Consider the following 18,019-nt stretch of genomic DNA (forward strand, 5'->3'; position numbering starts at 1 on the left):
CGGTCGGCGGTGACCCGGACGGGCCGCCGCCGACCGCGCTCGATCAGGCCGGGAGACGGACGATGTCGTAGTCGACGTCCGGGCCGGGTTCGACGTCGAACCGGCCGTTCACCACGTACAGCGCCGAGCCGAGCAGGTCGCCGGTGGCCGGCGACCGCAGGGCCGGACCGGTGATCTCCCGGCGCACCACGCCGGCGGTGTAGTCGGCGTTCAGCCCGACGACAGCGATGACGTTTGTCAGGTTGCGGATCACGTAGAGGGTGTGACCGCGCAGCACCAGCCCGTCGGCCCGGTCCACCGAGTAGCCGCCGAGGTCGAAGACACGGCTCGCGCCGGTGCGCGGGTCGACGCGTACCAGCCGGCCGGTCAGCATCTGCGCGACCAGCAGGTCACCGTCGGGCAGCGCCACGATCCCGTTGTTGAACGCGTCGGGCGTCGCGGCCGGGCCGCGCAGCGGCAGGACCCGCGCGGCGCCGGCGGCGGGCAGCCGACCACCCGGAAGCAGCGGTACGACGTACAGCGCCGGCCGGGCCGAGTCGGTGAAGTAGACGGCGCGGCTGGTGACCACGAGGTCGTTGACGATGCTGCCCGGCTCGTCGGTGAACTGGTAGTGGGCCAGTTGGGCGCCGGTGCCGCCGTCGTGGACGCTGGCTCCACCGGAGGAGAAGTCGGCGGTCCACAGCCGGCCCTGCGGGTCGAGCTTGAGACCGGCCTTCTCCCGGCCCGGCGCACCCGGGATGAGCACCGAGCCGCGCCCGGTACGGACGTCGCCCCGCCAGACCGCGCCGTTGCCGACCGAACCGACGTAGACGGTCGTGCCCCGACCGATGGTCAGACCCTCCGGGCTGAACCCGTCCGGCAGGGCGATCCGGGACGGGAACGACGGCGTCGGGTGCGCCGCCGCCGCCGAGCCGACAGTGGTGAGGGTGGCCGCGGCCACCAGAGGGACGACGAGAAGAGTGAGGAGCCTGCGCAAGAGGAACACCGCCTGTCGTCGAGTGGATCTCTCCACTGAGGAATGTGCCGCTCTGGTAACGCGCCGGGTACGGCAAAAGGTTGGGCGCGGCGCTCAGTCCCTGCCGGCGGCGTACGCGGCGAGCCAGGCGACCTGGGCCGCATCGAGCGACGGCCGGACCCGTTCGCGGGCGGCCGCCACGTGCGCGGCGGTGACCGTGGCGGCCGCCAGGGACTCCCGCATCGCCGCGAGCGCCGCCTCCCGAACCACCGCCGCGCAGTCCGCCGCCGAGAAGCCGGTCAGCTCCGCGCCGAGCGCGGCCAGGTCGACGTCGGGCGCCAGCGGCACGTGCCGGGCCGCGGCGCGCAGGATCTCCGCGCGGGCCGGCCCGTCCGGCGGCGGCACGTAGACCAGTCGCCCCAACCGGCCGGGTCGCAGCAGCGCGGGGTCGACCAGGTCCGGCCGGTTCGTGGCCCCGACCACCACCACGTTGCGCAGCGTCTCCACCCCGTCCAGTTCGGTGAGCAGCGCGGCGACCACCCGATCGGTGGTGCCCCCGTCGGTCGCCTGCCCGCGTACCGGCGCCAACGCGTCCACCTCGTCCAGGAAGATCAGCGTCGGGGCGGCCTCCCGGGCCCGGCGGAACAACTCGCGTACCGCACGTTCGCTCTCGCCCACCCACTTGGAGAGCAGCTCCGCGCCCTTCACCGAGAGCACGTTCGCCCGTCCCGAACCGGCGAGCGCGGCGACCAGGTAGGTCTTGCCGCAGCCGGGTGGGCCGTAGAGCAGCACGCCGCGCGGTGGCTGCACGCCGAGGCGGGCGAACGTGTCCGGGTAGGTCAGCGGCCACAGCACCGACTCGGTAAGCGTCTGCTTGACCTCGTCCAGACCGCCGACGTCGTCCAGGGTCACCGACGCCAGTTCCAGGGTGGACGCCGCCATCGTCGTCGGCCGGACCACCTCCAGGGCGGCGGTGAAGTCGGCCATCGCCACCGTCGGCGTCCGCGCGGACTTCTGCCGCAGCGCGGCGCGTACCCCGGCCTCCCGGACCAGCGCGGCCAGGTCCGCCGCCACGAACCCGGGGGTACGCCCGGCCACCTCGTCCAGCCGGACGTCGTCGGCGAGCGGCACCTGCCGGGTCAGCACGGTGAGCTGCTCACGGCGCAGGGCCGGATCGGGCAGCGGAACGCTGATCCGCAGCGACAACAGGTCCGGTGCGCGCAGCGCCGGGTCGACCGCCTCGGGCCGCCCGGTCGTGCAGACCACTGCGACACCCGCCCGGACGGCCTGGGCGAGCACCTGCCGGAACACCGTGGCCACCGGGCCGGGCTCCTCCGCCGGTGCCAACGCCTCCACATCGGTGACCAGCAGCACCGCGGGTCCGCCGGCCCGAACCGTCGTCGCCGCCGCGCGCAGCCGGTCGGCCGCCGCCTGGTTGGTCAACGCGGCCACCTCGGGCGCCCACAGCGGGTGGACGCGCGCGCCCACTCGGGCCGCGACGGCCCGGACCAGCGCCGACTTCCCCGAACCGGCCGGCCCGGAGAGCAGCACGCCCAGCGAGATGGTGGTGCCCAGCCGGCCCAGCACCTCCCGGTGGTGAAAGCCGAGATCGAACAGTTCGGTCAGCTCCTCGGCCTGGGCGCGCAGGCCGGGCAGCTCGTCCACGTCGGGCACGTCGCCGGCCGCGTCCACCGTCGGGGCCGCGCCGGACGCCGGGGCTGCGGCGGGCTCGCCGTGGGTGGCCGGGCCGTGCTCCCAGGCGACCACCGTGTCCATGGTGACCAGCGACCCGGCGGACTCCTCGACGGCGACCACGGTGAGCAGGGTGCTGGTCCACGCGAAGCCGACGGTGGTGGCGAGGCTGCGTCGGGCCGCCTCGACGAGGCCGCGCGTCGAGGCGTCCGGCAGCACGTCCTGCGGCAGCAGCGACACGTCGTCGCCCGCCGTGACCACCTTGCCGAGCAGGGCGAGCCGGAGCATCTCCGGGCTGACCGACGCCAGCACCTGCACCGGCCCGGTCAACGTGACCCGGGCCGCCGGGGTCAGCGGCAGCGGCGACACCCGCACCGGAGCGCCGTCCCGCAGGCCCAGGTTGCCCAGCGTGAGGTCGTCGGCGTACAGCAGGGCGCTGCTCGCGCCCGACCCGGCAGCGGCGACGATCCCGGCGGTCTCCCGGCGGCCCGTCAGTCGCACCGGGTCGCCGGGGCGTAGCCCCAGCGCGGTCAGCGCCTCCGGGTGCAGCCGCACGATGCCCCGTCGGGCGTCCAGCGCCGCGGGCCGCAGGCTCGCCGTCACGGTCAGGTCGGGTTGGGCCACCGCCCGACCGTAGCCGCCGTCAGCACGTCGGCGCGGTCAGCGCCGCGGATCCAGCTCATCCAGCAGCGACGGATCCCGCCGGATCAGCTCTGCCAGCCGGGCCGCCGGGTCCGGGGTCAACCCGTCCGGGCCGGGTGCCCACGCCGGAACCGTCCGACCGGACAGCGGCCAGGACGGCGGGGGTTGCACCGGGGCCGCGGGCGGTTCCGGGCCGACCGTGACGTCCGGGCCGTTCCAGGAGACCCGCAGCGGGTACGTCCGACCGTCGTGCTCGACGCGGACGGTCACCGCCAGGCCCGGGTGGGCGCCGACGACCTGGCGGACGGCCTCGGCCACCTCCTCGACCGGACCCCACCCGACGACGTCGCCGGGGCTCTCCGGTTCCGCGTGGCGACCATCGTGCCGGGCGGGCCCGGCGTTGCGCCCACCCGTGGCGGCGCCCTGCCCGGCGGTCGGGCCCGGCGGTGGCGCGGTGTCGTCCCGATCGGTGACCCGCCGGCGCAGCGCCTCCTCGCGCCGGGCCAACCGGGCCAGCGTCTCGTCCAGGTCGCCCCTCACAGCTCACCCCTTCCCGCCACGGCCGGAGCCGGTCGGCTCAGGCCTTCCTGTCCCGGGTGGCCCGGTCCAACGCCCGGTCCAGGACGACCAGTAGAGCGTCCCGTACCGAGAGCCGGTCCCGGGCGTCGAACTGCACCAGGGGAACATGATCGCCGATGGCGAGCGCCCACCGGATCTCGCCGAGTTCCAGGGCCAGTCGTCCGTCGAACGCGTTGACCCCGACCACGAACGGCAACCCTGCCCGCTCGAAGAAGTCGATCGCCGGGAAACAGTCGTCCAGTCGGGAGCTGTCGACCACCACCAGCGCGCCGAGCGCACCCCGGGCCAGGTCGTCCCACATGAAACCGAACCGCGCCTGCCCGGGAGTGCCGAACAGGTAGAGCTTCAGGCTGCGGTCGATGGTCACGCAACCAAAATCCATCGCCACGGTCGTGGTGGTCTTGGTCGACCGTATGCCCGGGTCGTCCACGCCGATCCCGGCGCTGGTCATCTCGGCCTCGGTGGTCAGCGGCGCGATCTCGGAGATCGCCCCGACAGTGGTGGTCTTGCCCACGCCGAACCCGCCGGCGACGAGAATCTTGACCGGCACGGGGGGCGCCGCGGGTGGCCGGTTGGGCGGCCCGTCGCCCGCCGGCGGCCGGTACGGCGGTGGTGGGCCCGGCGGCGGGGGCGTGGCACGCCCGAGCGCCGGAGGAGTTCCCGGGGCCGTGCTGTAGCGGGCGGTGGCGCTGTTGCCGGCGAGCCCTCCGATCGGGACGCCCGGCCATTCAGGAGATCGCACGAAGTCCATCAATCACTCGCAGGATGAGGTCGGGGTCGAGGGCGTCGTCGGCGTCGGTGACGTGCACGTCCAGGTGCCCGGCGGCCCGCAGGTCGCCGACCAGGACCCGGGTCACGCCGAACTGCAGCCGGGTCCGGGCGGAGAGTTCGGCCACCGAGATCGGCTCGGCGCAGAGCGCGATGATCGCCTGGAGCTCCGGCGCCAGCAGGCCGACCGGCGGTTCGGTCCACCGGCCGCCGTCCGGGCGCAGGGTCACCTGCGTCTCCAGCCCGATCGCCGGATCCGCGCCGGCCACCCGCCCGGAGGTGAGCACGAACGGGCGCGGACCTGTCGGGCCGCCGCCGCTCTGCTGCGGCTCCGGCGCCGCCGGCACGCCGCCCCCACCCGGGTGCGGCGTGCGCAGGTAGGGGCGGATCCGGGTCCCGGGCTCCGGGTCCGGGTCCTCGCCGGCGACGTCGGGGGTCACTGCTGGACGGCGTTCTTCAGCTCGGCGATCAGTCGCGGGGTCAGCGCACCACCGGCCCGACCGGCGAAGAGCGTCATCTCGTACGCGACGGTGCCCAGGTTCGCCGACCGGTCGGCGACGACGCCGAGTACGGAACCACTGCTGATCGCGCTGATCAGCAGGTAGCCGTCGGCCATGTCGACGATCACCCGGTTCAGGCCGCCGAGCGCGTACCAGCTGGCCGCGCCGCCGGCGAGGCTGGTCATGCCGGAGACCACTGCGGCCAGCCGCTCCGCGTTGGAGCGGTCCTTGATCGCCGACATGGCCATCAGCAGCCCGTCCGAGGAGACCGCGATCGCCTCCAGCACCCCGGCTGTGCTGGAGGTGAAGGAGTCCAGCAGCCAGTTGAACGTGCGCGCCTCGGGACTGAGGTCCCCGACGGCGCCGGGCTGGCTCTGGTGTTCGACGTTGTCGTGCAGGAAGGGGCTGGTCACCGTGATGATCCTTCTTCGTTCCGACGGTCTGGGCTGACTTCGCGGAGAGCACGGGCGACGCCCGCCTCGAACTCGGTGATGAGGTCGCGCACCTCGGCCGGATCCCCGAGGTGCTGGCTGGGCGGCTGGCAGGGTGGGGAGACCGTGAGGTTGGCGCCGGGCACCCGACGGCTCAGTCGGGGACGGATCCGGGCGGGGCCGGCGGTGTCCGCCACCGTGGGGCCGAGGCCGCCCGGGGTGGCCGGCAGGTCGACCGTCTCGCCCGGATCCTCCGGCGTGGGGCCGGCGCTGGTGGTCGGCTCGGTGGCCGTCCGCATCGACCACTGCCCGACGGCGCGGCCGGCGGCCGGCGGGACGCTCAGCTCGGCCCGGCGTACGCCGGACTGGAACGCCTCGACGAGTGCGCGAGCCGCGTCCGGGTCGGCGCTGCTGGCGTCTGCGGGCCGGGCCGGCGTGGCGGTGGCCGGGAGGCTGGCACCGGGCACCCGCTGCCGGATGCGGGGGCTGGCGGTCGCACCCGCCGCCGTCGCCGGGCTGTCCGGGGCGGCGGCCGGACCGGGTGCCGTGGCGGCCGGACCCGCTGCCGTAGCGGTGGGAACGCCGGTGTCGACGATTTCCCTAGCGCCGAACGCGTCCCAGGACTGGCCCGACTCCAGGCTGCGGGTGGCCCGGCTGAGCAGGTCCGTGTCGAATCCGGCAGGTGCCGCGACGGCGGCGCGGGTGCGGGTTTCGCGGGCGGAGTCGAGAGCGGGCCGTCGGCCCCGGTCCGGCACGGCCGCCCGGGCGACAGTCGCCCCGGCCCGGTCGGCGCGGCGCAGCACCAGCGACGTCTGCGGGATCTCCACCTGCGCGGTCACCCCGCCGCCCGCGGTGGCGGCGAGGCTCACCTCCCAGCCGTGGCGGCGGGCCAGCCGGCCCACCACGAAGAGGCCGAGCACCTCGGTCGGCGCCAGGTCGAGACGTTCGCGCCGGGTGAGCCGGGCGTTCTCCTCGGCCAGTCGCTGCTCGCTCATGCCGATGCCGTTGTCCACCACCGTGATCCGGGCGCCCCGCCCGGACGTCTCGCCGGCCACCAGCACCCGGGTGTGCGGCGGGGAGAAGACTGTCGCGTTCTCCATCAGCTCGGCCAGCGCCAGGACGAGGTCACCGACGACCGCCGGAGCGGCGGCGATGCCGGCCGGCACCTGCACCTCGACGCGGGTGTAGTCCTCGATCTCGCCGAGCGCCAGCCGGACCACGTCGGCCAGCGGCACCGGCGCGGTGTGCGCGTCGGCGCCGGCCGAGCCGGAGAGCACCACCAGGCTGCCGGCGTTGCGTCGCAGCCGGCTGGAGATGTGGTCGAGCCGGTACAGGTGTTCCAGGCGGCCCGCGTCGGCCTCCTGTTGCTCCAACCGGTCGATGAGCGCGAGCTGGCGACTCACCAGATTCTGCGTACGCCTACCGACGTGGCCGAACATCTGCGCCACGTTGCGCCGGCCGGCGACCTGCCGCTCGACCAGCTGGGCCGCGGTGTTCTGCACCCGGTCGAAGGCCTTGGCCAGGTCACCGATCTCGTCGTTGGACCGGACGACCACCGGTTCCAACCGGACGGACTGGACGTGCTCCGTCTCGTCGTCGGTGACCCGGACCAACTCCGCCTCGGCGACCCGGGCGACCCGGTCGGCGGAGCGGGTGAGCTGACTCAGCGGTCGGGCCACCGTGCGCGCGACCGCCGCGCTGAGCAGCACCACAAGCGCCAGGATCAGCGCCGCCGCGGCACCCACCAGGTACGCGGCGGTAAGCGCCCGCCGCTGGTCGGCCTTCACCTCGGCGAGAACGTCGGCGACGATCTTCTTCTCGACGAACTGGCCGAGCCGGATCATCGTGCGGACGGCCGGGAAGAGCGCCTCCAACGGCACGTCGCGGACCGCGCCGGCCGGGTCCCGTGCGCTGGTGATCAGGAAGTCGGGGCTGGTACGCGCGGCCACCGCGGCGTCGTTGAGCTGGGCCACCTTGAGCTGCTCCGGAGTGATCAGGCTGCGGAAGCGCGCGTTGTCGACCTGAAGTGCGGCGATGCACGCCACGTAGCCGGCGGTGGTGTCCGGAGTGCCGATCGCCTTGACCAGGATGCTCAGGGTGGCGCAGGTGCCGATGCCCTCGTCGGCACGCAGCAGCCCGTCGAGGGCGAGCACCTGGCGGCCGGGCAACGTCTCGGTGTCCACGTTGAAGACCAGCCGTAGCGATCCGATCAACTCTTTGTTGACGGGGCCGAACGCGTCCATGACCTGGCCGGGGTTCGCGGACCGACCCAGCACCGCCCTGCGGAGGTCGCCGAGCCTGGACACCCCGTCGAGCGCGTGGTCGACCTGCTCGGTCAGCGCGTCGCCGCCGTCGGCACGCAGGTCGGCCACCCGATCGTCCACGTCGGCGGCCTTGCGGATCACCTCGGAGCGGTCGACCCGGCGCAGGAGGAAGCCGACCGACAGGATGCGTTCCTGTTGCAGGTCCTGGACGAGGCTGCCGACCCGGCTGGCGAGCCGCACCTGCTCGGTGATGTCGGCGGCGCGTTGCGCGGCGGCCACCCGGTCCAGCACCACGGGCACCGCGAGGCCGACCATGCTGAGCAGGGGGATCACCACGAGCAGCGCGAGCTTTCCGCGGATTCGAAGCCTACCGAGAAGCATCGAACGGCCCCCACTGCGCGAGGATCGGCTCGTGGGCCGCGCCGACCGGTTGCAGCGGTCGAAGCTCGGCCGGTTGGCCGGTCGGGGCCGACGGTTGCCAGGGGTCGCCGGGCGGCGGGGTGGCGGGGTTTCCGGCGTCCGGCGTGGCGGCCCGTCGACGTGCGCGTCGACCGGCGGCGATCAGTATCCAGGCGAGCCAGGCCAGCAGCAGGAAGGCTGCCACACCCGCTCCGGCGGCCAGCCAGCGGTCCCGGGCCAGCCCGTCGCTCCGCTCGGTGAGCAGGGCGTCCAGTTCGCCGAGGATGACCGGTTGGAGCTGGCGCGCGGCGTTGCGGGAGTTGAGCGCCGCCGCGGTCAGTTGACCCTGGTCGACGGTGCCCCCGCCGCTCGGGGTCGAGTACAGGGCCAGCGCCTCCACCGACCGCTGATAGGCGTCCAGCGGGGTCAGCACGTTGGCGCCCAGGTCGGTGCTCTCCGAGCTGTCCACGGCGGAGCGCAGGTTGTCGACCACCTCGTTCGCGGGCAACAGGGCGGACACCCGCAGGCCGGTCAGCTCCATCAGGCTGCGGGGCCGTTCGGCGGCCGGCCGTCGGGTGGCGAGCGCACCCAGGTCGGCGAGCCGGCCGGCGGCCACCACCGCCTCGGGCAGCTTCTGACCGGCGCTGTCCTGCAGGAAGAACGAGTCGGCGCCCGGGTCACGGCCCAGTCCCGAGCTCTCCCGGACCTTGCGGTGCAGGGCGAGCAGCAGGTCGGTGACCTCGCCGTACGCGGTGTAGGCGGCCTCCGGGTCGGCGGGGCTGCGGTCGCGCAGCGCCTCCACCTTGGCCCGTAGCCCGGCCCACCGTTCCTGGCTGCGCAGTTTCCCGCCGATGCGGGCGTCCACCGTGGCGGCCTGCTCGACCGCGCGGCTCAGCGGCTCGCCGGGAACGGGGCGTCCGGCCACGGCCGCGGACTGGGCTTCCACAAGTGCCTCGGTGACCGGGGCCAGGGCGCGCAGGTACTGCACGCCGAGTCGCTCGGAGTCGGCAAGGCTCCGGTCGTCACCGGTGTGCCGCCAGGTGGATGCGAAGAGCAGCCCCACCGGTGCCAGCAGCGCGACGATGAGCAGCAGCGGCATCGACCGGCCCAGCATGGACGTCCGTCGACGGGCCCGCGGCGCGGGGACTGTCATGGTGTGTCTCCTCCGGCGTCGGGCGGGGGAACTGCGCGGCGTCGGGCTCGCCGACAGGTCCCGTCCACCGGACCGGAAAACTAACCGAACCCTGTGGGGGTCGACCGGTTGCCGGTGAGTCAGGTTTGCGTCAGTTCGAGCGATGTCACCGTTCGTCAGGGTTCCGAGCACGCTGTGTTCCGTCGATGTGTGTGACATGAAGGGATCGAGGGGGATATCCGCGGAAGATCGGAATTCACGGGATCCGAACTCAACTCACCCGGCCGCGGCGGAGGATGGGCGGTCGCACCGGAGTGGATCACCGATCGGAGCAACCGGACGGACGTACGGCGGATCTCAGCCAACGCTCAGCCTGCGGCCCGTACCGTGTGCCGCATGAGACCGCCCTCGCCGGCCGCGTGGTTCCGGCGTGCCCTGCCCACCCGCCGCCGCGCGATCGCCGCAGTGGCTGTCGTCGTGCTGCTGGCAGCCGCCGTGACCTGGGCGGTGTGGCCACAGGGATCGGGCGTACGCACCGAGAGCGCGATGCTCACCGTCCGCTCCGGACCAGCCGGCGACCAGCCGGTGAATCTGGACACGACCCTCTACCTGCCGGACGACGCCTCGTCCGGCCGGAAGGTGCCGGCGGTGCTGCTGGCGCACGGGTTCGGCGGTACGAAGGAGTCGGTGCGCTCGGACGCGGAGGAGTTCGCCGGGCGCGGCTACGCGGTGCTGACCTGGACCGCGCGGGGCTTCGGCCGCAGCGGCGGCGAGATCCACCTGGACAACCCGGACTACGAGGTGCGCGACGCCGAGCGGCTGCTGGACTGGCTGGCCGCCCGGCCCGAGGTGCGCACCGACGCCCCGGGTGATCCGAAGGTCGGCGTGGTCGGCGGCTCGTACGGCGGCGGGTTGGCGCTGCTGCTGGCCGCCCAGGACCGGCGGGTGGACGCGATCGTCCCCATGATCACCTGGAACGATCTGTCCCGGGCGTTCCTGCCGGAGAGCACCGGCGCGGCACCGACCGAGGGCGTGTTCAAGAAGGGCTGGGCGGGTCTCTTCTTCGGTGGGGGCGGCAACGTGGGCAGTGGCCCGGCCGGGCTCTCCGGTACGACCGCCGCCCAGCCCGAGCAGGCGCCGGCGTCGGCCGGCCCGCCCAGCCCGGGCCCGGGTGCGGGCCCGGGCACCGCTCCCGGTGGCGCCCCGGCCGGCGCCGCCGACCCGTCCTGCGGGCGGTTCGCCGCCGACGTGTGCGCCGCGTACCTGCGGATCGCCACCACCGGCCAGGCCGATCAGGCCGCCGTGGACCTGCTGCGCCGCTCCAGCCCGGCGGGCGTGCTGGACCGGATCAAGGCCCCCACCCTGCTGGTGCAGGGTGAGGCGGACACGCTCTTCCCGCTCGGTGAGGCGGACGCGAACGCCAAGGGCATCGCCGCCGCCGGCACCCCGGTCCGGGTCGCCTGGTTCACCGGCGGCCACGACGGTGGCAGTGGACCCCGCTCGGACTCGGACCGGGTGAAGTTCCTGACCGTCCAGTGGCTCGACCACTACGTCAAGGGCGAGGGCGACGCGCCCGGCGACGACTTCACCTGGTCGCGGATCGCCGGCTTCGACGCGCTCGACCGGGGCCTGGTCGCCACCGGCTTCCGCCGCGCCGACTATCCGGGCCTGGGCGGCAACGCCCGCCGGGAGGTGACGGTCACCGGTCCGGCGCAGCCGATCGCGAACCCGCCGAACGGCAACCCGGCCGCCATCTCCTCGATCCCGTTCGCGGGCGGGCTCGCCTCGCTGCTGGACGGGGTGGCCGGTGACGTGCCCGGCCAGCACGCCCGGTTCGAGTCGGCACCGCTCACCGAGGCGGTGGACGTGGCGGGCGCACCCACCGTCACGGTGCGGGCCGCCTCGCCGACCGGGGAGGCGGTGCTCTTCGTCAAGCTCTACGACGTCGACCCCGACGGCGCGGCCACCCTGCCGAACGGCCTGGTCGCCCCGATCCGGCTCACCGGCCTGCCGCAGCGGGTGCAGGACGCCCGCCCGGTCACCGTGACGCTGCCCGGGATCGTCCGCCGCGTCGAGGCCGGCCACCGGCTGCGGCTGGTGGTGGCCACCTCCGACCAGGCGTACACCACGCCGGCCGCGCCGACCGTCTACACGGTGGCCGCGGACGGCGCGGTCAGCCTGCCCACCGTCAGCGGCGAGCCGATCCCCACCGCCGCCACGATCTGGCGCTGGGTGCTCGCCGGCCTGCTCGCCGCCATCGTGATCGGGCTCGTCGTGGTCGTCGCCCTGGTCCGCCGCCGGCACCGCCGCCAGGACCGCTCGGTGCATCCGGAGTACGCGGACACCCCGCTGGCCGTACGCGCGCTGCGCAAGGAGTACGCGGACGGCTTCGTCGCGGTGTCGAACGTCGACTTCGAGGTGCACCCCGGTCAGGTAGTGGGTCTGCTCGGGCCGAACGGCGCCGGTAAGACCACCACCCTGCGGGTGCTGATGGGGCTGACCCAGCCGACCGCCGGCGAGATCTACGTCTTCGGTCGTCGGCTGGTGCCCGGCTCGCCGGTGCTGTCCCGGATCGGCGCGCTGGTGGAGGGGCCCGGTTTCCTGCCGCACCTGTCCGGTCTGGACAACCTGAAGGCGTACTGGAAGGCCACCGGCCGGCCGGCCGAGGACGCGCACTTCGACACGGCCCTGGAGATCGCCGGGCTGGGCGACTCGGTGCACCGGAAGATCAAGAATTACAGCCACGGCATGCGCCAGCGGCTCGCCATCGCCCAGGCGATGCTCGGCCTTCCCGAGCTGCTGGTGCTGGACGAGCCGACCGACGGGCTCGACCCGCCGCAGATCGCCGAGATGCGCCGGGTGCTCCAGCGCTACGCCACCGACGGTCGCGCGGTGCTGGTCTCCAGCCACCTGCTGGCCGAGGTGGAGCAGACGTGCACGCACGCCGTGGTGGTGAACAAGGGCCGGATCGTGGCGTCCGGGCCGGTGCAGGAGATCGTCGGCGAGTCGCCGAGCGTGCTGTTCGACGTGACCGATCCGGTGGCGGCGCGGGCGGTGCTGGACCGGCTGCACGGCGTACGGGTGCTGCCGGAGAGCGACGGGCAGCTGGTGGTCGACACCAACGGCACGGCCCGCAGCGAGGTGGTGGCGGAGCTGGTGCGCGCCGGCATCGGGGTGGACCGGGTGGTGCCCCGGCGACGCCTGGAGGACGCGTTCCTCGCCCTGGTGGGCGAGAACTCTCGGGGAAGTGGTGACCGGTGATGGCTGGATCTTCCGTCGAGGCGCCGGTGGGCGTCACCGACCCGGCCGGTGCGGCCCGGGGCTACCGCCCCTCGGCCACGATGCCCTTCGCGGCGGAGTTCCGCCGGCAGGCGTCCCGGCGGCGGACCCAGCTGGCGCTGGGGTTCATGGTGCTGCTGCCGCTGATCATCCTGGTCGCCTTCCAGTTCAACTCCGGCGGCGACGACGACAACGGCAACAACGAGTTCGCCAGCCTGGTCGACCTGGCCACCTCCGGCGGGCTCAACTTCACCCTCTTCTCGATCTTCGTGTCGGCGTCGTTCCTGCTGGTCGTGGTCGTCGCGCTGTTCTGCGGCGACACGGTGGCCAGCGAGGCGAGCTGGGGCAGCCTGCGCTACCTGCTGGCCATCCCGGTGCCCCGGGCCCGGCTGTTGACGGTGAAGCTGGTGGTCGCGCTCGCGTACTCGGGGCTGGCCCTGCTGCTGCTGGCCGGCACCGCCCTGGTCGCCGGCACGCTGCGCTACGGCTGGTCGCCGCTGCGCAGCACTGTCGCCGCCGAGCTGGAGCCGACCGAGGGGCTGCTCCGGTTGCTGGCAGTGCTCGGCTACCTCGCGGTCGTACTCCTGGTGGTGGCCGGCCTGGCGTTCCTGCTGTCGGTGACGACGGACGCCGCGCTCGGCGCGGTCGGCGGAGCGGTCCTGCTCTGGATCCTGTCCAGCATCCTGGACCAGATCACCGCGCTGGGCGGTCTGCGTGACTTCCTGCCCACCCACTTCAGCACCGCCTGGCTGGGACTGCTCTCCACGCCGGTGCAGACGGACGACGTGGTACGCGGCTGCATCTCGGCGATCAGCTACGCGACGCTGTTCTGGGGGTTGGCGTTCTGGCGGTTCACCCGCAAGGACATCACGTCGTAGCCGCCTTCCAGGCGCTCACGCCGATCCGGCCGGTGTTGCCCACGTCGACCGGGCCGTGCGGGTCGACCTCCTCGGCCGGCTGACCGGCGGCGGGCGCGATCGTCAGGTACGCCCCGGCGGTGGCCACCACCGTCGGATCGGTGACCAGGTTGCGCCAGAGGACGGTGGCGACCGCCCGCTCGCCCTTGTGCAGCGTGATCGGCTGCGGCGGCTGATCGAAGCCCGAGGTGATCTCCTTCGCGCCGTTCACCACCCGCAGGATGATCGGCTTGCGCTGCTCGTTCAGGACCCACAGCACGGGGTAGCCGTTGAGCTGGTAGGGGCGGTCGGCGCAGTTGACCAGTTCCAGGCCGAGGGCGCGCAGGCCCATCGCCGCGTCCCCGCCGGTGGACCGGATCCGGACGCCGGAGGCCGGGCACTCGGCGACCGGGTCGGCGCTCGCCGACGGGGTAGTGGCGGGCCTGGGCGGTGGCGGGCCCGTAGGGTCACCGCCCTGGCCCCGATGGTCGCCGGTCGTGCAGGCGGTGAGCAGAAAGGCTGCCGCGACCGCCGCGACGACCCGTCGCCGTGCTGCCGTACCGAGGGAGATCATCCGCCGATCCTCGCCCACCCGGGCGTTCCGCCGCAGGCCGGCCCCGCGCTCGCCACGGTCAGGTGCCGTGCCACCGGCGATGCGCTCGGCCTCGCCGGTGGTCCTCTGCCCCACACATGGGGCAGCTCGACAGGCTGTACGCCACCCCGGCAGGCGATACGTTCTTGCGGGAGCGCTCCCATACTGCGATATATTCCGATCGGGGATTTTCCCACCAGCAAGGAATTTATTAACTTCGATACATTCGTAGCCCACCATTGAAGAGATCTGTCCCCTTCGATGGAGGTCTCCATGAACGTCTCTCGGCTCGGCGGGCCGACCCTGTCCCTGTTCCGCATCGTGACCGGCCTGCTGTTCATGCTGCACGGACTGTCCTCGGTCTTCGGGTTGTTCGGCGGCAACCCCATGACCGGTGCGGCCATCCCGCTCGGCTCCTGGCCGGGCTGGTGGGCCGCGCTGATCCAACTGATCTGCGGCGCGCTGGTGCTGGCCGGGCTCTTCACCCGGCCCGCCGCGCTTCTCGCCTCCGGCTCGATGGCGTACGCCTATTTCGTGGTCCATCAGCCCGAAGGCCTGCTCCCGCTGCGCAACGGCGGTGAGCTGTCGGCGCTCTTCTGCTGGTCGTTCCTGCTGGTCGCGGCACTCGGCTCGGGCCCCTGGGCGCTCGACGCGCTGCTCGCCCGGCGTCGCGCCGACGCCCCACCGGCCTCGGTGAGCGACCCCGCCCCGGTTTCCGCCTGACCGCACCCGAAACCGCGCGTCGCCGGAGCCTCAACGAGGCGGCTCCGGCGACGCGCCCGGTCAGGGTCGGGCCGGCTCGGGCCTGGCCGGGCCGGGTCGATCGGAAGTGGAAGCAGGCCGGAGCAGGCGGGCGCGGGCGTCAGGCCGGAGGGCGCGGGGCGAGGACCGCGTCCAGGAGGCCCGGGTACCGCTGGTCCACCTCGTCGCGGCGCAGCCGGACCAGTCGGCTGGTGCCGGCGGCCCGGGTGCGGGTCAGGCCCGCCTCGCGCAGCACCTTCAGGTGGTGGCTGCGGGTCGCCTTGGAGACGCCGAAGTCGAAGCTGCCGCAGGCGGCCTCGCCGCCCTCGGCGAGCGCCCGCACGATCTGTAGCCGCACGTCGTCGGCGAGTGCGGCCAGCACAGCGGTGACCGGTACGGCGGCCAGGTCGGGTTCGTGCGGCTCCATGTGACCAGTGTAACCCTTGTTCGACAACTTTCGAACAACACCCTATGGTCGGTGTCGTTGGTTCGAAGATACTCGAACATTGGAGCTGACGATGCGATCCCGCGCCGCCGCCTATCCGCTGCTCGCCGTGCTCGCCTGGGGCGCGATGTTTCCGATCCTGGCCAGCGCGCTGAGCCGGGTCGATCCACTCAACCTGACCACCGCCCGCTACCTGTTCGCCGCCGTCATCCTGGTCGCCATCCTGCTGGTTCGCGAGGGCGCCACCGCGCTGCGGCTCGGCGGTCGGGGAGTCGAGGTGGTGGTGCTCGGCGTCGTCGGCTTCGCCGGCTTCAACCTGCTCACCAACCTGGCGCTCGAACACGCCGCCCCGCAACAGATCTCCCTCTTCGTGGCCACCACACCGGTCATCACCCAACTGGTCCGGTGGGCGCGGGACGGCGTACGACCGAAGCCTCTTCTGCTGGCTCTCTCCCTGGTGGCGCTCCTCGGAGTCGGCCTGGTGATCACCCGCGGCAGCCTGGCCGGTCTCGGCCAGTTCGGTCTCGGCGGCCTGATGATGATCGGCGCGGTGCTCGGCTGGGGCATCTACACCCACGGCGCCAGCCGGTTCGGCGCCTGGTCGCCGCTGCGCTTCACCACGCTTACCGCGCTCGCCGGCACGGCCGCCATGCTGGCCGCGAGCATCGGCGCCGACGCTGTCGGGTGGCAGCACGCGCCGGCCGCCGCCGACCTCGTGGCGGTCGCCCCACAACTGGCGTACGCCGTGATCGTCGCCGCCGTCGTCGCGGTGCTGGCCTGGAACACAGGTGTGCAGCGGCTGGGCTCCGCCAACGCGGCCCTGTTCATGAACCTGGTCCCGGTGACCACCTTCGTCGTGCAGATCGCCCGCGGCTACCGGCCCGAGGCCATCGAGCTGGTCGGCGCCGCGATCACCATCGCCGCCCTGGTCGCCGCGAACCTCGCCACCAGGGCACGGACCCGGTCGTCGTCCCTGCCGCAACCCACGGCGGTCACCGACCCGGCCGCGGTGGTCGACCCGGTGGCGGTGGCCGCCCGCTGACCCACTCACTGGGATACCCGGTGGAGGCGACAGGCAACGTTGCCTAGACTCGACGGCACAACTGCATACCTCATCCAGAGGGGCTGAGGGATACGGCCCGACGACGCCCCGGCAACCACCCCGCGCGCTCACCGCTGAGCGACAGGCGGGGCAGGTGCCAATTCCGTCCCCGCCGCACCGTGCGATGCGGGGAAAGATGAGAGGACTCTCGACATGACGTCGACGCTCGCCGCCTCCGGCATCGACACCTCCGCAAGCCCCGCCCGCGCCCTGGTCTGTCGCGCCTGTTCGGCCCGCTACCCGCTCGCCGCCCAGCACGCCTGCTACGAGTGTTTCGGCCCCCTCGAAGTGGACTACGACACCGCGGCCCTGGCCACTGTCACCCGCGAGCAGATCGAGGCGGGCCCGAACAACATCTGGCGGTACGCCGCGCTGCTGCCCGCCGGCCAGGACCCGGCCACCCGGGTCACCCTCGACCCGGGGCTGACCCCGCTGGTGGCGGCCCCGCACCTCGCCGCCGAGCTGGGCATCACCGCACCGCTGTGGGTCAAGGACGACAGCGCCAACCCGACCCACTCGTTCAAGGACCGGGTCGTCTCGGTGGCGCTGACCGCCGCGAAGGCACTCGGCTTCACCCGGTTCGCCTGCGCGTCCACCGGCAACCTGGCCAACTCGGTGGCCGCGCACGCCGCCCGAGCCGGTGTGCCCTCGGTGGTCTTCATTCCCAGTGACCTGGAGCAGGGCAAGGTCATCACCACCGCCGTCTACGGCGGCGAGCTGGTCGCCATCGACGGCTCGTACGACGACGTCAACCGGCTCTGCGGTGAGCTGGTGGAGACCGACGAATTCGAGGACACGGCGTTCGTCAACGTGAACGTCCGGCCGTACTACGCGGAAGGCTCCAAGACCCTCGGTTACGAGGTGGCCGAGCAGCTCGGCTGGCGCATCCCGGCCCAGGTGGTCATCCCGATGGCCAGCGGTGAGCTGCTCACCAAGATTGACAAGGCGTTCTCCGAGCTGGTCGAGATCGGCCTGGTCGAGGCGCCGGCCGGCGGCTGGAAGGTCTTCGGCGCACAGTCGGCCGGCTGCAACCCGATCGCCGCCGCGCTGCACGCCGACACGGACACGATCACCCCGGTCAAGCCCACCGGCATCGCCAAGTCGCTCAACATCGGCGACCCGGCAGCCGGCCTCTACGCCCTGGAGGCGGTCCGGCGCACCGGCGGTTGGATGGAGTACGCCGACGACGACGAGATCCGCGCCGGCATCCGCGACCTGGCCCGCACCACGGGCGTCTTCGCCGAGACGGCGGGCGGGGTGACCGCGGCGGTGCTGCGCAAGCTGGTCGAGTCCGGGCGACTCGACCCCACGGCGGAGACTGTCGTGTTCAACACCGGCGAGGGCCTGAAGACCATCGACGCGGTGGCCAGTCAGGTCGGCCCGACCCACCACATCAAGCCCAGCCTTCGCGCCGCCCGCGACGCCGGCCTCCTCGGCTGACCCTCGTGCCCCGTCGGGCGACCTGCCCGTAACTGGGTTTTCGCTGTGAGTATGGAAAACCCGCCGGTCTGGACTTGACGGCAGGAACCGGACGGCGCAAGATGCTCCGTGCGGGAGGGCATTTCGCCGGAGACTTTTGAAGTTCTTGCGACCCAACGCCGG

The 18,019-nt window shown here is 73.4% G+C and carries 15 protein-coding genes and 1 riboswitch; of the genes, 5 read left to right on the forward strand and 10 right to left on the reverse strand.

What is annotated here, in order from left to right:
* Positions 1-43: 43 nt before the first annotated feature.
* The 8 genes from AB0B39_RS19780 to AB0B39_RS19815 all read right to left on the reverse strand — a co-directional run bounded on the left by AB0B39_RS19780 (position 44) and on the right by AB0B39_RS19815 (position 9,383).
* Positions 44-976, reverse strand: a complete 933-nt coding sequence (locus AB0B39_RS19780; protein ID WP_357575002.1) for a superoxide dismutase — start codon at positions 974-976, stop codon at positions 44-46.
* A 93-nt stretch (positions 977-1,069) separates the two neighbouring features.
* The gene (locus tag AB0B39_RS19785) at positions 1,070-3,271 is read right to left on the reverse strand and encodes an AAA family ATPase (protein WP_357575003.1); all 2,202 of its coding nucleotides are present in this window, start codon (positions 3,269-3,271) and stop codon (positions 1,070-1,072) included.
* Positions 3,272-3,307: 36 nt separating this feature from the next.
* Positions 3,308-3,829, reverse strand: a complete 522-nt coding sequence (locus AB0B39_RS19790) for a hypothetical protein (RefSeq protein ID WP_234583328.1) — start codon at positions 3,827-3,829, stop codon at positions 3,308-3,310.
* A 37-nt stretch (positions 3,830-3,866) separates the two neighbouring features.
* Positions 3,867-4,619: an ATP/GTP-binding protein gene (locus AB0B39_RS19795; protein ID WP_234583327.1), complete on the reverse strand. Its 753-nt coding sequence runs from the start codon at positions 4,617-4,619 to the stop codon at positions 3,867-3,869.
* Positions 4,597-5,076 carry a DUF742 domain-containing protein gene (locus tag AB0B39_RS19800; protein WP_357494857.1) on the reverse strand — a complete coding sequence of 160 codons (480 nt, stop codon included), beginning with the start codon at positions 5,074-5,076 and terminating at the stop codon, positions 4,597-4,599. The genes AB0B39_RS19795 and AB0B39_RS19800 overlap by 23 nt, the downstream gene beginning before the upstream one ends.
* The gene (locus tag AB0B39_RS19805; RefSeq protein ID WP_234583325.1) at positions 5,073-5,549 is read right to left on the reverse strand and encodes a roadblock/LC7 domain-containing protein; all 477 of its coding nucleotides are present in this window, start codon (positions 5,547-5,549) and stop codon (positions 5,073-5,075) included. Before AB0B39_RS19805 ends, AB0B39_RS19800 begins: the two co-directional genes overlap by 4 nt.
* Entirely contained in the window at positions 5,546-8,212 is a 2,667-nt protein-coding gene (locus tag AB0B39_RS19810) for a nitrate- and nitrite sensing domain-containing protein (RefSeq protein ID WP_357494854.1), read from the reverse strand. Before AB0B39_RS19810 ends, AB0B39_RS19805 begins: the two co-directional genes overlap by 4 nt.
* The gene (locus AB0B39_RS19815; protein WP_357575004.1) at positions 8,199-9,383 is read right to left on the reverse strand and encodes a hypothetical protein; all 1,185 of its coding nucleotides are present in this window, start codon (positions 9,381-9,383) and stop codon (positions 8,199-8,201) included. Before AB0B39_RS19815 ends, AB0B39_RS19810 begins: the two co-directional genes overlap by 14 nt.
* A gap of 375 nt (positions 9,384-9,758) precedes the next feature.
* On the opposite strand from AB0B39_RS19815, the gene AB0B39_RS19820 reads away from it, so the two are divergent.
* Both AB0B39_RS19820 and AB0B39_RS19825 read left to right on the forward strand, forming a co-directional pair.
* The gene (locus tag AB0B39_RS19820; protein ID WP_357494850.1) at positions 9,759-12,623 is read left to right on the forward strand and encodes an alpha/beta fold hydrolase; all 2,865 of its coding nucleotides are present in this window, start codon (positions 9,759-9,761) and stop codon (positions 12,621-12,623) included.
* Positions 12,623-13,519, forward strand: coding sequence for an ABC transporter permease subunit (locus tag AB0B39_RS19825; RefSeq protein ID WP_234583321.1), 897 nt, complete (start codon positions 12,623-12,625; stop codon positions 13,517-13,519). Before AB0B39_RS19820 ends, AB0B39_RS19825 begins: the two co-directional genes overlap by 1 nt.
* Here AB0B39_RS19825 and AB0B39_RS19830 read toward each other — a convergent pair.
* Positions 13,509-14,225: a DUF4232 domain-containing protein gene (locus AB0B39_RS19830; RefSeq protein WP_357575005.1), complete on the reverse strand. Its 717-nt coding sequence runs from the start codon at positions 14,223-14,225 to the stop codon at positions 13,509-13,511. The two genes, AB0B39_RS19825 and AB0B39_RS19830, sit on opposite strands and share 11 nt — an antisense overlap.
* Positions 14,226-14,402: 177 nt before the next feature.
* Between AB0B39_RS19830 and AB0B39_RS19835 the strand changes: the two genes are divergently transcribed.
* On the forward strand, positions 14,403-14,852 hold the full coding sequence (locus AB0B39_RS19835; protein ID WP_234583319.1) for a DoxX family protein: 450 nt from the start codon (positions 14,403-14,405) through the stop codon (positions 14,850-14,852).
* 139 nt (positions 14,853-14,991) lie between these two features.
* Here AB0B39_RS19835 and AB0B39_RS19840 read toward each other — a convergent pair whose 3' ends face one another.
* Positions 14,992-15,297: a metalloregulator ArsR/SmtB family transcription factor gene (locus tag AB0B39_RS19840; protein ID WP_234583318.1), complete on the reverse strand. Its 306-nt coding sequence runs from the start codon at positions 15,295-15,297 to the stop codon at positions 14,992-14,994.
* Between the two features lie 91 nt (positions 15,298-15,388).
* Here AB0B39_RS19840 and AB0B39_RS19845 point away from each other — a divergent pair, with 91 nt between their 5' ends.
* Both AB0B39_RS19845 and thrC read left to right on the forward strand, forming a co-directional pair.
* Positions 15,389-16,357 (forward strand): DMT family transporter, encoded by a 969-nt coding sequence (locus tag AB0B39_RS19845; RefSeq protein WP_234583317.1) that lies wholly within the window; start codon positions 15,389-15,391, stop codon positions 16,355-16,357.
* Between the two features lie 67 nt (positions 16,358-16,424).
* A riboswitch (SAM riboswitch) is annotated at positions 16,425-16,560 on the forward strand.
* A gap of 10 nt (positions 16,561-16,570) precedes the next feature.
* Positions 16,571-17,857, forward strand: coding sequence for a threonine synthase (thrC, locus tag AB0B39_RS19850; RefSeq protein WP_234583316.1), 1,287 nt, complete (start codon positions 16,571-16,573; stop codon positions 17,855-17,857).
* Positions 17,858-18,019: the final 162 nt, after the last annotated feature.

It is taken from the genome of Micromonospora sp. NPDC049114, from assembly GCF_040648635.1.
In the GTDB taxonomy this organism is placed as follows: Bacteria; Actinomycetota; Actinomycetes; order Mycobacteriales; family Micromonosporaceae; genus Micromonospora.